19 protein-coding genes and 1 tRNA gene are annotated in these 18501 nt (G+C 35.7%); 15 read left to right on the top strand and 5 right to left on the bottom strand.

Annotation, left to right across the window (positions count from 1 at the left end; genetic code table 11):
* Positions 1-62: 62 nt before the first annotated feature.
* From CQ046_RS16620 to CQ046_RS16580, 8 genes are all read left to right on the top strand, one after another.
* A complete protein-coding gene (locus CQ046_RS16620) occupies positions 63-353 on the top strand; it encodes a winged helix-turn-helix domain-containing protein (RefSeq protein ID WP_105703356.1) in 291 nt (96 codons plus the stop codon).
* 64 nt (positions 354-417) lie between these two features.
* Positions 418-708: a hypothetical protein gene (locus CQ046_RS16615; RefSeq protein WP_105703355.1), complete on the top strand. Its 291-nt coding sequence runs from the start codon at positions 418-420 to the stop codon at positions 706-708.
* Between the two features lie 33 nt (positions 709-741).
* Entirely contained in the window at positions 742-1038 is a 297-nt protein-coding gene (locus CQ046_RS16610) for a hypothetical protein (protein ID WP_105703354.1), read from the top strand.
* 24 nt (positions 1039-1062) lie between these two features.
* Positions 1063-1548 carry a Coq4 family protein gene (locus CQ046_RS16605; RefSeq protein WP_105703353.1) on the top strand — a complete coding sequence of 162 codons (486 nt, stop codon included), beginning with the start codon at positions 1063-1065 and terminating at the stop codon, positions 1546-1548.
* Positions 1549-1918: 370 nt separating this feature from the next.
* A complete protein-coding gene (locus tag CQ046_RS16595; protein WP_105703351.1) occupies positions 1919-3289 on the top strand; it encodes a DUF4173 domain-containing protein in 1371 nt (456 codons plus the stop codon).
* A gap of 6 nt (positions 3290-3295) precedes the next feature.
* Positions 3296-4000: a DUF1361 domain-containing protein gene (locus CQ046_RS16590; RefSeq protein ID WP_105703350.1), complete on the top strand. Its 705-nt coding sequence runs from the start codon at positions 3296-3298 to the stop codon at positions 3998-4000.
* A gap of 53 nt (positions 4001-4053) precedes the next feature.
* A complete protein-coding gene (locus CQ046_RS16585) occupies positions 4054-4593 on the top strand; it encodes a hypothetical protein (RefSeq protein WP_105703349.1) in 540 nt (179 codons plus the stop codon).
* 60 nt (positions 4594-4653) lie between these two features.
* On the top strand, positions 4654-5166 hold the full coding sequence (locus tag CQ046_RS16580) for a hypothetical protein (RefSeq protein WP_105703348.1): 513 nt from the start codon (positions 4654-4656) through the stop codon (positions 5164-5166).
* Between the two features lie 88 nt (positions 5167-5254).
* On the opposite strand, the gene CQ046_RS16575 is transcribed toward CQ046_RS16580, so the two are convergent.
* From CQ046_RS16575 to CQ046_RS16565, 3 genes are all read right to left on the bottom strand, one after another.
* Positions 5255-6913, bottom strand: coding sequence for a S8/S53 family peptidase (locus CQ046_RS16575; RefSeq protein ID WP_105703347.1), 1659 nt, complete (start codon positions 6911-6913; stop codon positions 5255-5257).
* 266 nt (positions 6914-7179) lie between these two features.
* Positions 7180-7629, bottom strand: coding sequence for a D-aminoacyl-tRNA deacylase (gene dtd / locus CQ046_RS16570; RefSeq protein ID WP_105703346.1), 450 nt, complete (start codon positions 7627-7629; stop codon positions 7180-7182).
* An 8-nt stretch (positions 7630-7637) separates the two neighbouring features.
* Positions 7638-8093: a hypothetical protein gene (locus CQ046_RS16565; RefSeq protein ID WP_105703345.1), complete on the bottom strand. Its 456-nt coding sequence runs from the start codon at positions 8091-8093 to the stop codon at positions 7638-7640.
* Positions 8094-8202: 109 nt separating this feature from the next.
* Between CQ046_RS16565 and greA the strand changes: the two genes are divergently transcribed.
* The 7 genes from greA (at position 8203) to CQ046_RS16530 (ending at position 14145) form a co-directional block, all read left to right on the top strand.
* A complete protein-coding gene (gene greA / locus CQ046_RS16560) occupies positions 8203-8673 on the top strand; it encodes a transcription elongation factor GreA (RefSeq protein ID WP_105703344.1) in 471 nt (156 codons plus the stop codon).
* A 56-nt stretch (positions 8674-8729) separates the two neighbouring features.
* Positions 8730-9119: an HIT family protein gene (locus CQ046_RS16555; protein ID WP_105703343.1), complete on the top strand. Its 390-nt coding sequence runs from the start codon at positions 8730-8732 to the stop codon at positions 9117-9119.
* A 67-nt stretch (positions 9120-9186) separates the two neighbouring features.
* Positions 9187-10374 carry an ATP-dependent Clp protease ATP-binding subunit ClpX gene (gene clpX / locus CQ046_RS16550; RefSeq protein ID WP_105703342.1) on the top strand — a complete coding sequence of 396 codons (1188 nt, stop codon included), beginning with the start codon at positions 9187-9189 and terminating at the stop codon, positions 10372-10374.
* Positions 10375-10448: 74 nt separating this feature from the next.
* On the top strand, positions 10449-12446 hold the full coding sequence (locus CQ046_RS16545) for a T9SS type A sorting domain-containing protein (RefSeq protein WP_105703341.1): 1998 nt from the start codon (positions 10449-10451) through the stop codon (positions 12444-12446).
* 5 nt (positions 12447-12451) lie between these two features.
* Positions 12452-12673, top strand: a complete 222-nt coding sequence (locus CQ046_RS16540; RefSeq protein WP_105703340.1) for a signal peptidase — start codon at positions 12452-12454, stop codon at positions 12671-12673.
* 61 nt (positions 12674-12734) lie between these two features.
* Entirely contained in the window at positions 12735-14027 is a 1293-nt protein-coding gene (locus CQ046_RS16535; RefSeq protein WP_105703339.1) for a TlpA family protein disulfide reductase, read from the top strand.
* 44 nt (positions 14028-14071) lie between these two features.
* Positions 14072-14145 (top strand) — tRNA-Met (locus tag CQ046_RS16530).
* Positions 14146-14543: 398 nt separating this feature from the next.
* Here CQ046_RS16530 and CQ046_RS16525 read toward each other — a convergent pair.
* Both CQ046_RS16525 and CQ046_RS16520 read right to left on the bottom strand, forming a co-directional pair.
* Entirely contained in the window at positions 14544-15842 is a 1299-nt protein-coding gene (locus CQ046_RS16525; RefSeq protein ID WP_105703338.1) for an HlyD family secretion protein, read from the bottom strand.
* A 303-nt stretch (positions 15843-16145) separates the two neighbouring features.
* Positions 16146-18341, bottom strand: coding sequence for a peptidase domain-containing ABC transporter (locus tag CQ046_RS16520; RefSeq protein WP_105703337.1), 2196 nt, complete (start codon positions 18339-18341; stop codon positions 16146-16148).
* Between the last annotated feature and the right edge of the window lie 160 nt (positions 18342-18501).

The raw sequence follows: 18501 nt of genomic DNA, 5'->3' as shown, positions 1-18501 counted from the left end.
AGGAGAATTAAGCATAGTTATTGCCTTTAGCAATGGTTGCTGAATAAATAAGATAAAGTAAAATGATCAAAATAAATCAGCTCAATAAAGAATTCGAAAGCCGTGTAAGATTGGGCATTATGTCCGTTCTTATGGTTAACGACTGGGTTGATTTTTCTGAAATGAAAAACCTGCTCGAAATAACAGACGGAAATCTGGCCAGCCATAGCAATGCACTGGAGAAGGCGGGATATATAGAAGTGAAAAAAGAATTTGTAGGAAAAAAACCTAAAACCTCTTATCGTGTTACACAGAGTGGAAGACAGGCTTTTACCGAACATTTGGATGCATTGGAAAAATTATTGGGACGATAGACCTATATTTTTTTGAAAATTCACTTTGAATTACAAAGTACTTTATAATTTTAAACTTGATAAAATGATGACACAAAAACAAAAAACACGCACAATTTATTCCCTTCCGCCGGCTTTACTCAGTATTCCATTGGTTGGAAATCTCATTTCAAAAGAAGTGAACTGGTCTGCATCAGATTTTCTGATTGCAGGTGCTTTACTTTTTACAACTGCTTTTCTTATCAATCTGGTCAGAACCAGAATAAAGAAACGATACCAGAGAATTTTAATCTCCGTTTTCATTTTACTGGCTCTCGCATTGATCTGGCTAGAACTCGCCGTAGGAATTTTCGGAAGTCCGTTTGCTGGAAACTAAAATTAAGTTTGCTATTAATTCTAAATAATAATCATGAAAGATTCAGAAATAATAAATCTAGGCAAGGCTGTATTTGGAATATTTTTTTCAGTGGGAACTCTTTGCCTTTTAGGAGCATTCATTACAAAAAATGACTGGTTTGCCGGAGCAGGCTATTTGTTAATCGTTTTTGGAGTGCCAGTCAACTTATTATGCATACTTGGACTTTTGACATATAGTGCTATCAATACATCAAAATTCAAAGAATGTATGATAGCTATACTCATTTTGACTGCCAACATTCCCATCGCATTTACTTACACGGTTATAGGTCTTAGTCTTTTCGATTAATATCCATAAATATATAAATACATTATGAAAAAAATACGCGTTCAGTTTCTGCTGTTTGTGTACGATAAAACACAAAAACTATACAGAAAATATTTCAAAAAGAAAAAAAGACAATGGCAGTTCAATGAAAAACAGTTGTTGGAGTTTCAGGAAGATTCTTTAGGCAGAAAGCTCGGAGAGTTTTACAGGAAACACGGTTTTACCATGATCCCCAAAATGGAAAACCATGATGTACACCACCTGATTACAGGCTGTGGAACCAACTTCGAAGATGAAATTGCCATGCAGTATCTACTCTTAGGAAATGGAAAACTCAATGCCCATCTTTTGGCAGCAATTGTATTGGGAACAATTATCCTCCCTGAATATGTGAAAATTTATATCAAGGCTTATAAGAAGGGTCAGAACATGAGAGCTTTTCATCATTGGGATTTTGAAGAGCTGCTATGGCAGAATTATGAACATGTGAAGGATTTTATTCAACAGAAAGAAAACGTAGTTCTTCATTAAAATTGAATACAATGGGAAAAGTAAAATTCAGTCCGATGGGGAAGAAGACATTTTTAATCTCCTTTTTGTTGGGGACATGTTTGTTGCTTCTATTTTGGATGACAAGAGCTGAATTTCTCGTGATATTGGGATTTTATTATGTGTTGATTGCTGCTGTAGTGAATTTGTTAATCACTTTATATGAATTAATGGAATACCTGAGTGATGTTTCCGAAAAGAAAAGAAACGGAAACTCTGTCCTTCTATTATTGCTTAACATCCCCGTTACTTTTTTATATCTCAACCTATTTTTAATTTTTGCTGATCTCAACACTTGGCCACATTAAATCTTTCAATCCTTTAAATTTTCAATCTTTAAATAATTAATCTTATGAAAACACATCATTATATATTCATTACAGCCCTGCTCTTTGTTATTGTCTTTTATGATCAGTATGTAGGGCTGAATCTTGGAATTCTTGGAATTATTTATGCTGTCCTGACCTTGTTTAGAACACCGGGAAAAAATAAAACAAGAACATTGTATATCCTTTTTGCAACGAGTATTCTATCCAGTATTGCATTTGCATGGTTTGGAGATTTTCCATCCTTTATTGGGGTGTTAAGCTCATTGCTTTTATTGGGATATAAATCCAAGAACAGAAGGATGAAAGTTCTTCTTCTTGTTCCGGTTTTTATTGTGAATTGCTGTACTTCCTTCTGCCGATTTTTTAGTTTTGATGAATGGCTGCCTAAGAAGAATGTATCCGGATTGTGGCAGAAGACATTTGCCTTTATTTTGATTCCGTTGGTGCTGGTTTCCGTTTTCTTTGGAATTTATTCTGCTGGAAGTAATCATTTTGCAGCTCTTTTCACAGATTATGAGTTGGATCTTAATATTTGGCAGCTGTTCTGTCTCTCAGTTTTAGGATTCTTTATCGCCTTTAATTACTGGAACTATGCCGTGGAAAAACTTATCTACAAAAACAATCATTTTCTGGATAATGAGTTTAGCAAAGATTCCCGGATTCCAAAAGCGACTTATTCCTTTCTTGATCTTGGTGCAGAAAGAATGAGCGGAGTAATCTCTTTTGTTTTATTAAATATTTTACTCATCTTCTTCATTATTACCTATAATTATGAACAGTTTTATGAAGCCGTAAAAACACCTGTTCAGCTCTCCGAAGAAACTCATGAAAGAGTAAATGCCGTGATCATGTCTATTGTGATGGCTATTCTGGTAATCATGTTTTACTTTAAATCCGGATTTAATTTTGATCCAAAAGCAGGTTTGTTGAAAATATTAGCTAAAATCTGGATTTTCCTCAATGCTATTCTTGTTGTTTCCGCTGCCCTTAAAAACTATGAGTATATTATTAATTATGGATTTACTTATAAAAGGCTGGGTGTTTTTGCTTTCCTTCTTTTATCACTCGTTGGGCTGGCTTTGACGTTTATAAAAATTCAAAAACAGAAAAGAAACATTTTCCTTGTCAATACAATGATATGGTATTTTTACGCAACTATTCTCGTGTGCAGTTATATCAATTGGGGCGGTTTTATTACCTCTCAGAATATGAAAAGAAAAGATTTTGCAGCCAATTATCATTTAACATCCATCAATTTCAGTGAAAAAGCACTCCTGAAATATGCAGATGAAAAAAATGATCAGAAGCTTAAAAAGACCTTACAGGATAAAGTGAAAAATGAAACAAACAAAACCTTTCTTTCAAAGGTTATGTATTATCAGACCATACAATAAAAGATCATGAAAAGCTTTGTTGAATCCCCAAGATTTAAAATTAATATATTGTTGATCCTGATGACTGTATTCTGTTTCGGTCTCTCAGCTTTCAGATACTATATCAGTGATACAAAAGTGTTTTTGTTTCTCAATTGGAACCTGTTTTTGGCATGGATTCCTTTATTGCTGAGTTCTTTTATTCTTGCCTTTAATATCAAAAGTAAAATATCACTCATCTTTATTATGATCGTATGGATATTGTTCTTTCCCAATTCACCCTACATTCTTACAAATCTTTTTCATCTCAAAGCAAGAAATGATATACCGATCTGGTATGATCTCATTGTGATCCTTTCTTATGCATGGACGGGACTGATCTGTGGGTTTATAAGCCTTAAAGATATCGAAAATCGGCTTTCCGATTATGGTAACAGAAATGTTATTAACAGCGTAATTGTATTATTCCTTTTCATGAGCAGCTTTGGAGTTTATCTCGGCCGGTTTTTGAGATGGAACAGCTGGGATGTGCTCAATAATCCTTTTGGTCTGTTCTCTGATATTGTGGTACGGTTAATTTATCCCATGGAATATACCAAAACCTGGGGCGTTACAGTTTTAATGGGATTGATGCTCAACTTTATGTACTTTACATTCAAATGGGCAGGAACAAATGACGAAAAAGAATTGCAGCCGGAAAACAAATCATTCAACGGATTGGAACAATTTTAGCATTTAAATGAGCTCAGCATCATAAATGTTGATCCACTTTTAAAATTAATATTATGAAAAAAAGCTTATTATTAATTCCATTGATTATTATTTCATGTAAAAAAGACCCAGCTGTAACAGCGGTTCAGGACAAAGATTCTACCATTGTAACCGAAATGCCGGATTCTGTAGTAAAGGCAGATTCTGCTGCATTGAGAGTAAAAGATTCAATTATTAACAATGCTCCTGTCACTAAAGAAGTACTGCGTAAAGGCGTGATGAGAAATGAAAAAGACGGACAGATTGTAAGAACCTTGGATGCAACTCAGCTTCCGCTTACCATTGGTGAGCAGTTTACAAAAGACGATCAGGACTTGGTTTTAAAACTGACCCATTACGACCGCCCGAATATCAAAGCAAAAATTTCTACGAAAGAGAAAGACTTTAATATCCGTTTCAATCAGATCAGAGTTCCTAATGGAGACTATGACGGACCTTTCGGAAGAGAAATCACCTATGATACTCCAGGAAAAGGAGAAGTATGGCTTATCATCGGAAAAAGTAACATGGCTTCCGGAAATACCAAAGGAAGTTTTACGGTAAGTATAGAATAAGATCAGATTAATTTGGTATAATTTCTGCAAACTATACACTTAAGCTTAAAATTTAAAATTATGAAAAATATAGTTCTAACAGCAATGGCCACTTCAGCTGTACTCGTAAGCTGCGGAACCGTACAGTCGCTGGTTCAGAATACATTTCCATACACAACGAATGTTTTGGTGTCTACAGGAGTTCCTGCAGATAAAGAAGTATCTTCCACAGCAACGGCTACCAATGTACAGACATGGTTCGGAGGAAATAACAACGCAAAGATTAAAGACGTAAGAATTTCAGACGCAAAAATCTCCGTGGCATCACCGTCAGGAGGAAATCTGAGCGCATTTAAAACCGTTAAAATATATGTTTCATCTAATGGAACAGGAGAAAGACTGATCGCATCGCGTTCTAACATATCTACCAATTCTTCCAGTCTGAATCTGGATCTTAATGATACAGGATATCTGGATGAGATTGTAAAAAGTTCAGGATTGACTGTAAGAACGGTTTACGAATTGAAGAATCAGACTTCTTCGGATATGAACATCAAAGTAGCGCTAAATTTCAACAGCGTTCCCGCCAACTAAAAAGGATAAAAATTGATATTAAAAACCCTCTTTCAGGTACTGAAAGAGGGTTTGATGTGAAGTAAAATGGTCTAAAAATCTTTTAAAACTATAGTTTTGTCAATTTCTCAACAACTCTTCTCTGGCCTTCATTGATATTAATGATATATTGACCGGTAGGAAGCTGTGAAATATCAATTTTTTCATTAGGTAAAACTGAGTTTTTGATTACGCTGCGTCCCTGAAGATTGATAATCTCTACATCCATTTTTTTATTTTCATTACTTTGAATAGCGATAGAACTGCTGGATGGATTAGGATAAATTTTAACCTCTAAAGCAGCCAAAGTTTTAACAGGTGTCGCAAATTTACTCTCCAGTTGAACAATAGCATTCTTTACATTCGGAAGAGGACCAATCTTCTGGCCTGTCACTGTGCCTCCCTGAGGAATTCCTGTAGAAATTAAAAGATTCTTCATTGCTGAAGGCGTTAAATATTGACCAGTAGTCTGACGATAGAAAGATTGGATTAAAATAGCAGCAGAAGATACTACCGGTGTAGCAGAGCTTGTACCACTGAAATAATTATAGGTTCTGTTGTTGTCATTGTCATATTTTGCATAAGATCCGTAACCTGCTGCCATCACGCTGCTTCCCCAACCCTGAACATCTACTCTGTTTCCAAAAGTACTGAAACTTAATTTCGAATGGGTTGTGTTAGGAGATCCTGCCCCCACAATAATAGCGCCACTGTTTCCTCTCGCAAGATAGGATGCATAAAAAGGATCATCCAGATTTTGATTTCCATTACCTGCCGCAGCAATGATAATGATTCCAGAATCAGTAGCCGCTTTTGTAAGATCCCAGATTACTTTATCATATTCTGCAGGGCAATACTGACCGTCTTTTCCGCCAGTCTGCATTTCATATAAAATAATATCGCCGGCCTGGGATGCATTGATAGATCTGCTCACCGCAGAAGCCCTGTTGTATCCTACAGTTGTCCACTCCATATACCCTTTGATCTCAGAAGTATTGTAGGCCGCTCCTGTAAGCCCGATATTATCTTTGATAGAACCTAAAATACTTACCACTGCCGTCCCGTGATCACGGTAATTATTGTTAGCCAATCCTGCATTCGGAGAATAGCCGGGTTCTAATTGTATTGAATTTTGATTAGAAAGCATTTCGTGAGTTTTGTAAAAACCATATTCCACATCACGCACACGGATATTCTGTCCCGTAATCCCTCGTGACCACGCATATTTTGCATTGATTCCAGGATTGTCATTCAGATAAGTTTGAAGACTTTCAAGGTCTGGAGTCGCTACAAAAGCATTGACTAAAGGAGGTTCGATAGGTGCGGCACTCATTACAGATACATATTCTATTTCAGGAAATCTCTCAAGAGTCTTGATGATTTTTTGTGCAGATTCCTGATTTTGAATAGGCAGATCAGCCTTATAAATTCTTTTCAGTTTTTCTACAGACTCTCCGGAATTACCGATAGCTTTACTGCTTCTGGCCATTTCGTCAAGTTTACTGTCTGTGAAATCCAGATCATATTTAAACGAAATTTGATTTTCTCTTGAAAACCTTTCCAGATCAGCATTTCTGCTGAAAGCTGTTTTTTCTGAATTAATGCCTTTTGAAAAGCATACATAAATAATTGAATTTTGATCATTAGCCATTTTGGCCTGATTGTCCTGACCAAAAGACATAGAAGAGCAGAACGCAAACAATGCGAGAAGGTTGATTTTTGTTTTCATACGATTTTGTTAAATGGTTGTGAATCAGTTTTGATCTACATCAAAAATAATAATAAAAATGAAAACAAATCACATTTTTGTGAATTTATTATTTAAAAATTTTACTTTTTCTTTTGTACAAGGGATTTTATTGTTTGTGAATGATAAACCTCACAGATTTTTTAAACTTGCGAAGTTTAAGAGTAATATATTTTATATGCATCAAGCAAAAAAATACGTTTCAATCAATTGAAACGTATTGCATTATAGTTGCATTTTTCTCTGGTTTAGCTTTTGGTAATAGAATCCATGACGATAGTGACAGGTCCGTCATTAATCAGGGAAACCTTCATATCAGCCCCGAAAATTCCACTTTCTGTTTTGAGTCCGGATTTGGCAATTTCTTCTTTAAAATAATCAAAAAGAGGAACTGCTTTATCCGGTTTTGCCGCTTTGATGAAAGAAGGGCGGTTGCCTTTTTTATAATCTGCAATCAATGTAAACTGACTGATGCAAAGGATTTCCCCTGAAATATCCTTCACAGAAAGATTCAGCTTATCATCTTCATCGCCAAAGATTCTTAAATTTAAAACCTTCTGTACAAGCCAGTCTGCATCTGTTTTTTCATCATTTTCATCCACACCTACAAGCAGCAGTAATCCCTTTCTGATTTCACCAACAATTTTTCCGTCTACTTTTACACTGGCTTCAGAGACTCTTTGTATTACGATCTTCATCTTGAATTCTAATAATAAATATTTAAAGTTTTGCTGGGAACATCATAGCTATAAGGATAAGTTTTAGGAGGAAGGGACGTTTTGGCCCCTGATTCCGGCTGTCCTGTGCTTAAAATCCACCTCGTATTGTCTTGCGGGCATAGAATGGCAATGTTATCTTTCACTTCGAGAGTGGTATTGTTATCAGGACATATGTGAGGCGCATTTCTGTCGTATACCTTAAACCCGTTTGCTGTTCGTACAACAATCAGTCCTCTTGTTCCGGACTGCTGTTCATTCACATAAATCCAGCCATTGATGTTGTTCAAAGCATAGTAGGCAGGCAGGTTTAAATTAAGGGTTACGTTGATGGGAGTATTCGGGAAACAGTTCACAGTATCTTCTCTGCTCCCACAAGAGTTTATAGTTAAATTACTGAAAATCAACAAACTGAAAATGGATAAGATTGAAAAAGTTTTTTTCATTTCAATTTAAATTTTTATATATTTGTAAAAATTAAACGATTACAACACGAAAACATTGTCCGACAAATGTCGGATTATTTTTTTATACTAAAACTAAATTTCGAAAATTATGGCAAGCTATGTAACTAAAGAGGGCCTAGAGAAAATGAAAGCTGAGCTGGAACAGTTGGAAACTGTGGAGAGACCAAAAATTACTCAGCAGATTGCAGAAGCAAGAGACAAAGGAGATTTGTCTGAAAATGCAGAATATGATGCGGCTAAAGAGGCTCAGGGAATGCTTGAAATGAGAATTTCCAAGCTGAAAGATGTAATCTCTACTTCTAAAATTATAGACGAAAGCCAATTAGATACTTCAAAAGTTTCCATCCTGACAACGGTGAAACTTAAAAATAATGCTACCAAGCAAGAACAGGTATTTACATTGGTACCGGATAACGAAAGCGACCTGAAGACAGGAAAGATCTCTGTGAACACTCCCATCGCAAAAGGTTTGTTAGGAAAAGTTATTGGCGAAACTGCTGAAATTACTTTACCGAACGGAAACAAACTGTCTTTTGAAGTATTAGACATTACTTTATAGTCTGATACCTGTTTCATTTCTAAACGTCTAAATATCTAACCCAAACTTCTGATAAAATGAGCACTATATTCACAAAAATCATCAATGGTGAGATTCCTTCTTATAAAATTGCGGAAGATGAAAACTTTATTGCATTCTTAGATGCAATGCCTTTGGTGAAGGGACACACTCTGGTTGTACCTAAAAAAGAAGTGGATTTGATTTTTGATCTTGAAAGTGAAGAATACAAAAACCTATGGGGATTTTCCCAGGAGGTAGCCAAGAAGATCAAAACTGCAATTCCATGTGTAAGAGTAGGAGTAGCGGTGGTAGGACTTGAAGTTCCTCATGCACATATCCATCTGATTCCTTTAAACAAGGTGGAAGACATGAATTTTAGAAACGAAAGATTAAAATTAACGAACGAAGAATATACAGAGATTCAAAACTCAATTATTAATTCTTAAAAACAGAAAATCGTAAAAAAGTAATTTTTTACGATTTTCTTTAACATATACATATATATTATATCATATGAATTCCAACCAATGTTCTTTCTGCGGCAGAAAAAGAAATGAAGTACAGATGCTGATTTCTGGGCAGAATGGTTTTATTTGTGAAAATTGTATAGAGCAGGCACATGCTATTGTGAAAGATGGAGCATCCAAGACAGGATACTCACCTGCAGAAAGTATGGAGGAGCTTAAAAAGCCAAAAGAAATCAAAGTATTTCTTGATCAATACGTGATCGGGCAGGATCAGGCAAAAAAACAGCTTTCAATTGCTGTATATAATCATTATAAAAGATTACTCCATGCTAAGGACGAAAACAGAGAGGTGGAGCTTGAAAAGTCGAACATCATCATGATAGGAGAAACGGGAACGGGTAAAACGCTCCTGGCAAAAACTATCGCAAGAGAGCTTAATGTTCCTTTCTGTATTGTGGATGCTACTATTTTAACAGAAGCAGGATATGTAGGAGAAGATGTGGAAAGCATCCTGTCCAGACTATTGATGGTAGCAGATTATGATGTGGAAAAAGCTGAGAAGGGAATTGTTTTCATTGATGAGATTGATAAAATTGCAAGAAAATCTGATAATCCAAGTATTACAAGAGACGTTTCCGGAGAAGGAGTACAGCAGGGACTACTGAAACTGTTGGAAGGAAGCATCGTAAATGTTCCGCCACAGGGAGGAAGAAAACACCCGGATCAGAAATATATTCAGGTAAATACTCAGAATATACTGTTTATTGCCGGTGGAGCTTTTGACGGGATCAAAGAGATTATCGAAAGAAGAATGAACAAGCAGGCGATAGGTTTCAGCTCTGAAAAAATTAACAAAACAGACGAAGACGAATATATATTAACAAATATTAATGCAATTGACCTTCGTACTTTCGGATTAATTCCAGAACTTTTAGGAAGATTTCCAATCATTACTTATCTCGATAAACTCACGAAAGAAACGCTTGTAAGAATTATGAAAGAACCTAAAAATTCAATCGTGAATCAATTTGTGGAACTTTTCAAGATGGATGGTACAGATTTGGTAATAACGGATGGGGCAATTGAGAAAATTGTAGAGGAAACTATTGATAAAGGTTTAGGAGCAAGAGGCCTTCGAGGTACCACCGAAAAAGTTCTAGAAGACTATATGTTTTCAATAGGAGAGGACAAGGAGATCATATTGACTGAAGATAATGTTTTGATTAATAGGTAAAAATATTTTTTTTTCTGGAAAAAAATAATACCTTTGCAGTTAAAGATTGTATTAACACACAAATAATTTATACAATGAGAAAAAGTTTATTTGCTATAGGTTTATTAGCAGCAGTGGTTTCTGTTCAGGCGCAGAATGTTCTATTACACGTAGATGACGCTGCTACTACGTACGTAAGTAAAGGCACATTGGTGTATACCGGTGGAGGCCTACAAATGAGAGGAAGCGGATTGATTGAAAATCATGGAAACTTTATGGTTAATGGAGCTTCTACCGATTCTTTCAAAACGATCACTACTGGTGGTGTAGACAAGGCAGAAGGTTCCACTACAACTAACTTCGTGAATAAGTTGAATGAGCCAAATGCTTATGCAACTCCAAACACGAATTCTTCTACAGCTACCCCAACTTACACTTATGGTCAGCTTTACATTGCGGGCATTCCCCAAACTAATATTACCGGAATTGTAGATCAAGAATATAGATCTATTAAACATGGTTCATATCAACAGATTGGTTTGCCTTTTTATGATAAAACTGTTTCAAGTTTAAGTACTGAACTTGGTAAAACCTTTACCAACGTAAGAGGATCTCAAAACGAAGTTCTTCTTTATGGTAATCTTCCTGTAATCAGCTACAACGTCGCAACGAATTTAAAAGTCGGTGTTGGCGGACAGACTGGGCCTTCTTACTTATATTATATGCTGGGAGGTTCCGGGTTAGATGTATCTACAGCCTTAAAAACCCTTAAAGGAAGACCAGTAACTGATATTGGCCAGACTGTAACATTACAGAATGCAGGGAATGGGGTGAACTTCGGGACAAATGGTACTGCTACAAATTCCTATAATGAACAATATAAATCATATGTTCAGGATAGATTTGCTATCGCAGCCGGAGGTACAGCTTGGCAAGGTAATTATGGAAAAAATATTTACCAATTTTCAAACCCTTTCCTAACCAACCTTGATTTAAGTGGTATTGCATATGATGAGCCTATATCCAGTGGTACGAATGACGGAGTAAATCTTAGCACAATTTATGGGGTAAGACTTGAACCGGGTCAGGTTACAACAACTTCCGGAGGTACCTTAAGTACATCGCAAGGTAAGTTTATTACTTTTAATGCGGGTGTTCCTACAGGTGATGTTGATTATATGATGATCAGACCAATGGGAACCTTTGTTATTAAGTTGAATAATAATACCAATGCAGACCAGTTGAACTTTTCTAATATCAGAAGGTTCAATTATTACAGCAGAGTTCTTGGAGCCGGTCCTTACGTAGGGAATGGAGTTGCTAATAAAAGTGCTTCTAAAACAAGTAGTGGTACTGTGAAACAATTGGGTGTTATCGGTTTAGATTCTGCAGGAAATGAAGTGGGAAGAACCTATTATGTTGTGTATCCTAACGGTACTACGGGACATTCGGCTGATAGTAAAACACAGGTAACAGCAAGATCTGTTGATCTTATTGGTACTTACGAAGAAGCTACTACTGGAGGAATTGATAATAACTACAGTAACAGCTATTGGTTATATCTTAATGAAGCAAATGAAAATAACTTTAAAGGAAAAAATGTTAAGTTAATTAATTACGACCTTACTAAAGTTAAATCTTATAAATTTGAAATTAGAGAAAATGCAGCATTAGTTGCAAACGGAACCCATCAATTATCCACAGGTATAGGATTCTACTATAAAGCTGCTAATGGCTCGGTAATGGAAGCTAAACAAGGTGATGTAATTCCTGTAACTAATGAAGATTATAATTTATATTATGGTGAACCAGATAGTTTCTTAGCGGTTGATAAAACGACTGCTGCTAAACCATCTAGAACAGTGGTTGTTTATAATCCTGAGATTACAAACTACATTGTGAGATTTGATCCTAATTGGAAAAAAGCAGATATTGAAGTTTATGATATGAGCGGTAAACTTGTTATCTCCAAAAAGGCAGTTGATGCATCTACAGATTTTGTTATTGAACTTAATAATGCAATTAAAAATTCTTATGTTGTAAAAATTGTATCTGATAAAGGGGAAACTGTTAACACTAAAATCTTAAAATAAAATATATGAAAACCATAAATAAACTATTTTCGGCAATTTTCTTGTTCATTGTTGCTTTTGCATATGCTGATACTCCTGTTATGCCACCTCCAGGTGAGGATGATACAGGTGTAGTAGGACCAGGGACACCAGCTTCTCCAATTGATATGTATATCATCGGATTAGTGGTAATTGCAATTATGATGACTGTATTTTTTGCTAAAAAATACAAAACTCAAAAAATATAAAATTTTATTAAAATAATATTAAACTCTCTGATTAGTCAGAGAGTTTTTTTATTTTTACTCTATGAAAAAGATTTATACGCTATCTGCAGTTTTGGCTGCATTTGCTCTGCAGGCTCAATTTACAGTTACAATTCAGACTCCGGCAGATTTTAAAGACAAGGATGCTATTCTATATACATTAAACGGATCGAAAGATATTATTGTTACTAAAGAACAAAGTAAGAATAATACATGGACTTTTAAATATCCGAGTAATTATATGGGAATGATGAAAGTCTATTTTCCGGGCTCTAATAATACAGTAAGCTTTATTTCTGAAAATAAAAATGTGAATTTTAAACTGGATATCCAGAATAATAAAGTAAAAGATGTTATTTATCTGGATGATGCTAACAACCTGATGAGTAAGCAGCAGGAAGGCTCACAAAAAAAAGAGCTTATTTTGCCGGCTTTAGCACAGATCAAAGAATATTATAAAGATAATACCGATTTTGGAAAAGCTCTGAAAACAGAGATTGACAGACTTTCCGGTAATTCAGGCTCTATTGATGCTGCTCAGCATCCGTTTATTGCTTACTATAACACCAATTACAGTAAGTTTCTTTCTAATACACAGGATTCAACCAAAAAAGTAAGCCAGGAGGAGATCATCAACTTTTTGGATAAGTCAGGGGATATGCTAGAAAGTTCATCGTTATTGAGGCCTGTATTGGTGGCTTATCTGAACTCTGGAGGTAATACAAATGTTACAAAATCTGTTGATGCATTATTGGATCGTTTAAAAGTAGAAACTCCAAGAGGGCAGACTGTATTGTCAGAACTGATTGACATTTTTGATGTGTATCAGATGGATGAATATAAGAGCAAATACTTATCCCTTGCTAAGAATCTTAAGTGCACCATAACAGACAGGCTTGCATCTACATTAAAGTCGAATGCAAACATTGAAATGGGAGCTGCTTTTCCTAATTATAAGTTCCAGTCACCAGTGAATACTACTGCGAAATCATTATACGATGTAAAGGCTGATAAAAAGGTCATTATATTCTGGTCATCTACATGTTCACACTGTGAAAGCGAATTGCCTAAACTTCTGGAAAAATATAATGATCTGAAATCAAAAAATATCCAGATTGTGGGATTGTCTTTAGACGTTGATAAAGATTCATATGCTAAAAAGATTGCTGCATTTCCTTGGGTGAATGATTCAGAATTGAGAGGATGGAACAGTAGTTATACCGATACGTACAATATTCATGCAACTCCGACGTATTTTATTTTAGATGCTAACAATAAGATTATCAGTAAACCAGACCATGTTGGCGATGTTTTGGAATATTTTAAGTTAAAATAATTTTGGAGGTAAAGAAATATTTTCTATATTTGCACCACCAAAACGGCGAGGTAGCTCAGTTGGTTAGAGCGCAGGATTCATAACCCTGAGGTCACGGGTTCAATTCCCGTCTTCGCTACAATAAACCGCAATCATTACATCAATGATTGCGGTTTTTCTTTTTAGAAATACTATAACTTCATCTTTTCATTTTTATAAATAATAGTATTCCAATAGAGCCTTAGGGGAATATTGATCATATTTCAAGTGTATTTCATCCTTTTTACTTTGAGATAATAGATGAATATTGCCGATCCTTCTCTATAGCCTTTTTTATAACCCTTTTTTGGAGGATTTATTATTTTAAGGTAAAATACCTGTCTCGTTGATAAAACGCCTATAATAGGCGAGTAAACGGGAAAATATAATCGTCTTTTTCTTTACAGTAAAATCTTAGCACACTGTCATTAGAATACATTTATAAAAAAGCCGTCTTACAATCTGTAAAACGGCTTTTGTTTTTGTATAGGTATTTTATTAAACCTGATATCCAAGAAGTTTTCTGATTTGATAGAAGAATCTTTCAATGAGTCGCAAATCTTGTGTTACGATTTCTGCGCTACCTCTAAGCTCTTTATCGAATGTTAGTTTTTTGTTGTAGCTTGTTTTTAATCCTTTTGGTAAAATTACATCTACATAATAATTTCCTTTATCATCAGGAATCAGAGATATGTTCTGTACTTTTCCTTCAATAATACCATATTCCTGGAATCGGTAATTGTCTAATTTGATCAATACTTTTTCACCCGGAATGATCTTTCCCGAGTTTGTGGTTGGTACAGACATTCTGCCCACCAATTGCTCTTTATTTTTCGGAAGAATAGAAAGGATTGGTTCACCTACCTTTACGAACTGATTTTCGCCAAAAAACTGCTGGAAACTTGCGACACCATCCGTAGATGAAATAACAAGATAATTCAGTTCCCATTGTTTTAACGATTTTCTTAATTGCTCAAGAAGCTGTAAGGTTTGTGAAGAGTATGTAATTCTGTCTTTTTCTGTATTAATGGCGGTTCCGCTTTTGGTTTTATTAAGATTGGAGATCCCTTCATCCATTTGTGAAATGGATATTTTAAGGTTTTCAAGGTTTTGCTGAGCCTGAAGATATTTGATCTTTTCATTCTCAAGTTCCATGGCCGAAATAACCCCTTGATTGAAAAGATCCTGAGATCTGTTGAAGTTTTTTCTGGTCAAATCATATTTGATTGATTCCAGATTTTTTTGTTGTTTTAAAGTAGCTATTCTTACTTTGTATTCAGAAATGCTCTGATTGGCAGCCAAATTTTCCGGAGCGTAAGGTTGTAATCTTGTAAAAAGAGCTTCATCCTGGAATGCTTTTGCAAAACTGTTGTATTCGCCCTGCAATTCACCCAGCTTAAATCTTGAAGCCTGGGCAAGAGGAAAGGTATATAACTTATCAGGAGTAATGGAATCTACCAGTTTTTTTAGTTCTAGAATATCTTTATAGTTGGCAGCAGACTGCATCACCATAAGTACATCATTCTTTTTAACTTCCTGGTGGTCTTTTATGAATATTTTTTCAATTTTGGAACTGGTCCTGGCTTCTATTTTCTCCGGAGGATTCTGAGAAGTCACAATAATAGGTGCCGGAACAAATTCCGGATATTTGATAATGTAGCTCATGAAGAGAATCAGCAGGAGGATAACGAATATCACGGTATTTCCCCAGCGGATCATCCAATGTGGCGGCTGGGTAAGAATATCCTGTACACTCTCTGAGCGGAGTTCAATATTGTCTAAAACGTCTTCTTTCATTGTTCTGTAGTAAAGTTTCCCCCCAATATTTCAGGGGGAATATAATTTAAATAAACGGACAGTTGCCATCATACCATTCAGGCGCTGAAGTGTCTGCGTCTGGTGGGCACTCAAAATGTTTTATACGACATGGTACCCAACTGCCAAGACACCAGGATCCACAACAATTGTTACCAGGTATAACTACCCCTCCACTGACAAGTGTCAAATCTTTTCTCGAAAGTTTTTTTAGATTTTTCATGATAAATATTAGTTTTTAATTTTTCCTACTCTATAAGCTTTTCGGATACCGCTATATGTTGATTAGCTGCCTAATTCAAGCTGATTTCTTACAAGTCTGTAATATTCTCCCCTTAAATCTACCAGCTCAGCATGGCTTCCTTCTTCTACCACTCTTCCATGATCCAGTACAATGATTTTATCTGCATGTCTTACTGTGGAAAGTCTGTGGGCAATTACGACAGCCGTTTTACCTTTAAAGAATTGCTCAAGGTTTTCCATAATCACTTTTTCATTATTGGCATCCAATGCTGATGTGGCTTCATCAAAAAGAATATACTCAGGAGATTTGTAAACGGCTCTTGCAATGAAAAGTCGCTGCTTCTGGCCACCGCTGACTCCAACCCCTTCATTACCAATCTTTGTATTGTAGCTTAAAGGAAGACTTTCAATAAATTCTTTGATATTGGCTATTTCTACAGCACGTCTCAGCTTTTGTTTGTCAATATGATCTTCGCCTACAGCAATGTTATTCGCAATAGTGTCGTTGAAAACATATCCTTCCTGCATTACCACCCCACAATGATCTCTCCAGTATCTTGGTGAAATATTTTTCATATTGGTATTCCCGATTCTGATCTCTCCCTGGTCTGGATCATAAAACTTCATCAACAGTTTCAGTAAGGTTGTTTTACCACTTCCGCTGGCTCCTACAATTGCTGTAGTCTGCTGATAGGGAATGGTAAGGCTTAAATTTTCAAAAACCGGAACATCAGAGCCTATATATCTGAATGACATATCTTTGATCTCTATATCTCTCTTGGGAACATCTGTCACATACTGCTCATTTTTGTCTTCTTCATCATCTTTATCATGAATCTCCCCTAATCTTTCAAGGGAAATTTTAGCATCCTGAGTCTGCTTGATAAAGTCAATGAGTTGTAGGAGAGGGCTGTTCAGCTGTCCGATAATATACTGAACTGAAAGCATCATCCCCAAAGTAAGATTTCCACTTAAAACAAGTTTTGCCGAAAGGAAACTCACTAGGATATCTTTCATCTGGTTGATAAAGTTACCTCCTACAGACTGCCATTGTTCTAGTGAAAGTGATTTTATTCTGATTTTAAACAGTTTTACCTGAAGAAATTCCCAATCCCATCTTTTCTGCTTTTCAGCATTATGCATTTTGATTTCCTGCATACCGTTGATGAGCTCGATTACTTTACTCTGCTCCTGGGAGACTTGTGAGAACCTTTTGTAGTCAAGTTCTTTCCTTTTTTTCAGGAAGAAGCTGATCCAACCGATATACAATATTGCCCCAACAAGGTAAACAATGAAAAGTCTGTAGTCATAAAACAGCAAAACAATACTGAAAATGATAAGATTCACCAGTGAGAATAGTGTATTTAATGAGGAGCTTGTAAGAAGCTGCTCGATTCTGTGGTGGTCATTAATCCTTTGCATGATATCTCCTGTCATTCTCGTATCAAAGAAACTTATGGGAAGTTTCATCAGTTTGATAAAGAAATCAGAGATAATTGAAATATTAATTCTTGCCGAAAGGTGAAGAAGAATCCAGCTTCGGATGGTTTCTATTCCCATTCTTCCCAGGAAAAGCATGATCTGTGCCAGTAAAACGACATAGATAAAATTAATGTCCTGGTTTTGTATTCCGACGTCTACAATACTTTGAGTAAGAAACGGGAATATCAGGGATAGTAAACTTCCTCCTAAAAGCCCTATGGCTAACTGAATAACAAGTGTCTTGTACTTAAGGAGATATTTGGAAAGAAAAGTAAAGCTGGCTTTACTTTCTTCAGCATCAAATTCGGTCTGGAAAAATGCGGGGGTTGTTTCAAGAATCAGGACAATTCCTTCTTCTGTATTTTCGTTGGCATTTTCTCCGATCCATGATTTGATGAATTCTTCGCGTGTATAGGTGATTAATCCGTAACTGGGATCTGAAATATATACTTTGTTGTTTTTATCAATTTTATAAACAACAACAAAATGATTTTTATTCCAGTGTGCAACACATGGAAAAGAAACCTCTTCTTTAAGGGTATTGAAGTCGATTTGGACTCCCATTGACCGGAATCCAAGGTTTTCTGCCGCATCGCTTAGTCCAAGAAGGCTGCTTCCTTCACGTGTTGTTTCGGAAAGGTTACGAATCTGCTGCAGAGATATACTTTTACCGTAATACTTACTTACGATCCTAAGACATGTAGGACCGCAATCTTTAGTGTCTGGCTGCTTATAAAATGGAAATTTTTTTTTCAAAACTACTACTCATTATAAAATGCCGTCAAGGGATGACGACATTTTTTGCTTTAATTCAATTATAATTCAATGAAATGGAAACTGAAAATAGTCTCATTTATCACTGTTTTTCTGCTCTCTTGCATCTTTTCAGATGGTTATTTTGTTTTTCCTAAGATAG

Origin of the sequence: Chryseobacterium sp. MYb7 (assembly GCF_002979455.1) — a bacterium.
Lineage (GTDB): Bacteria > Bacteroidota > Bacteroidia > Flavobacteriales > Weeksellaceae > Chryseobacterium.
This window is presented reverse-complemented; position numbering and strand designations above follow the sequence as displayed.

Bases quoted from the DNA above. Each gene is read 5' to 3' on its own strand.
- CQ046_RS16620 (WP_105703356.1), top strand. From the start codon at position 63: ATGATCAAAATAAATCAGCTCAATAAAGAATTCGAAAGCCGTGTAAGA.
- CQ046_RS16615 (WP_105703355.1), top strand. From the start codon at position 418: ATGATGACACAAAAACAAAAAACACGCACAATTTATTCCCTTCCGCCG.
- CQ046_RS16610 (WP_105703354.1), top strand. From the start codon at position 742: ATGAAAGATTCAGAAATAATAAATCTAGGCAAGGCTGTATTTGGAATA.
- CQ046_RS16605 (WP_105703353.1), top strand. From the start codon at position 1,063: ATGAAAAAAATACGCGTTCAGTTTCTGCTGTTTGTGTACGATAAAACA.
- CQ046_RS16595 (WP_105703351.1), top strand. From the start codon at position 1,919: ATGAAAACACATCATTATATATTCATTACAGCCCTGCTCTTTGTTATT.
- CQ046_RS16590 (WP_105703350.1), top strand. From the start codon at position 3,296: ATGAAAAGCTTTGTTGAATCCCCAAGATTTAAAATTAATATATTGTTG.
- CQ046_RS16585 (WP_105703349.1), top strand. From the start codon at position 4,054: ATGAAAAAAAGCTTATTATTAATTCCATTGATTATTATTTCATGTAAA.
- CQ046_RS16580 (WP_105703348.1), top strand. From the start codon at position 4,654: ATGAAAAATATAGTTCTAACAGCAATGGCCACTTCAGCTGTACTCGTA.
- CQ046_RS16575 (WP_105703347.1), bottom strand. From the start codon at position 6,913: ATGAAAACAAAAATCAACCTTCTCGCATTGTTTGCGTTCTGCTCTTCT.
- dtd (WP_105703346.1), bottom strand. From the start codon at position 7,629: ATGAAGATCGTAATACAAAGAGTCTCTGAAGCCAGTGTAAAAGTAGAC.
- CQ046_RS16565 (WP_105703345.1), bottom strand. From the start codon at position 8,093: ATGAAAAAAACTTTTTCAATCTTATCCATTTTCAGTTTGTTGATTTTC.
- greA (WP_105703344.1), top strand. From the start codon at position 8,203: ATGGCAAGCTATGTAACTAAAGAGGGCCTAGAGAAAATGAAAGCTGAG.
- CQ046_RS16555 (WP_105703343.1), top strand. From the start codon at position 8,730: ATGAGCACTATATTCACAAAAATCATCAATGGTGAGATTCCTTCTTAT.
- clpX (WP_105703342.1), top strand. From the start codon at position 9,187: ATGAATTCCAACCAATGTTCTTTCTGCGGCAGAAAAAGAAATGAAGTA.
- CQ046_RS16545 (WP_105703341.1), top strand. From the start codon at position 10,449: ATGAGAAAAAGTTTATTTGCTATAGGTTTATTAGCAGCAGTGGTTTCT.
- CQ046_RS16540 (WP_105703340.1), top strand. From the start codon at position 12,452: ATGAAAACCATAAATAAACTATTTTCGGCAATTTTCTTGTTCATTGTT.
- CQ046_RS16535 (WP_105703339.1), top strand. From the start codon at position 12,735: ATGAAAAAGATTTATACGCTATCTGCAGTTTTGGCTGCATTTGCTCTG.
- CQ046_RS16525 (WP_105703338.1), bottom strand. From the start codon at position 15,842: ATGAAAGAAGACGTTTTAGACAATATTGAACTCCGCTCAGAGAGTGTA.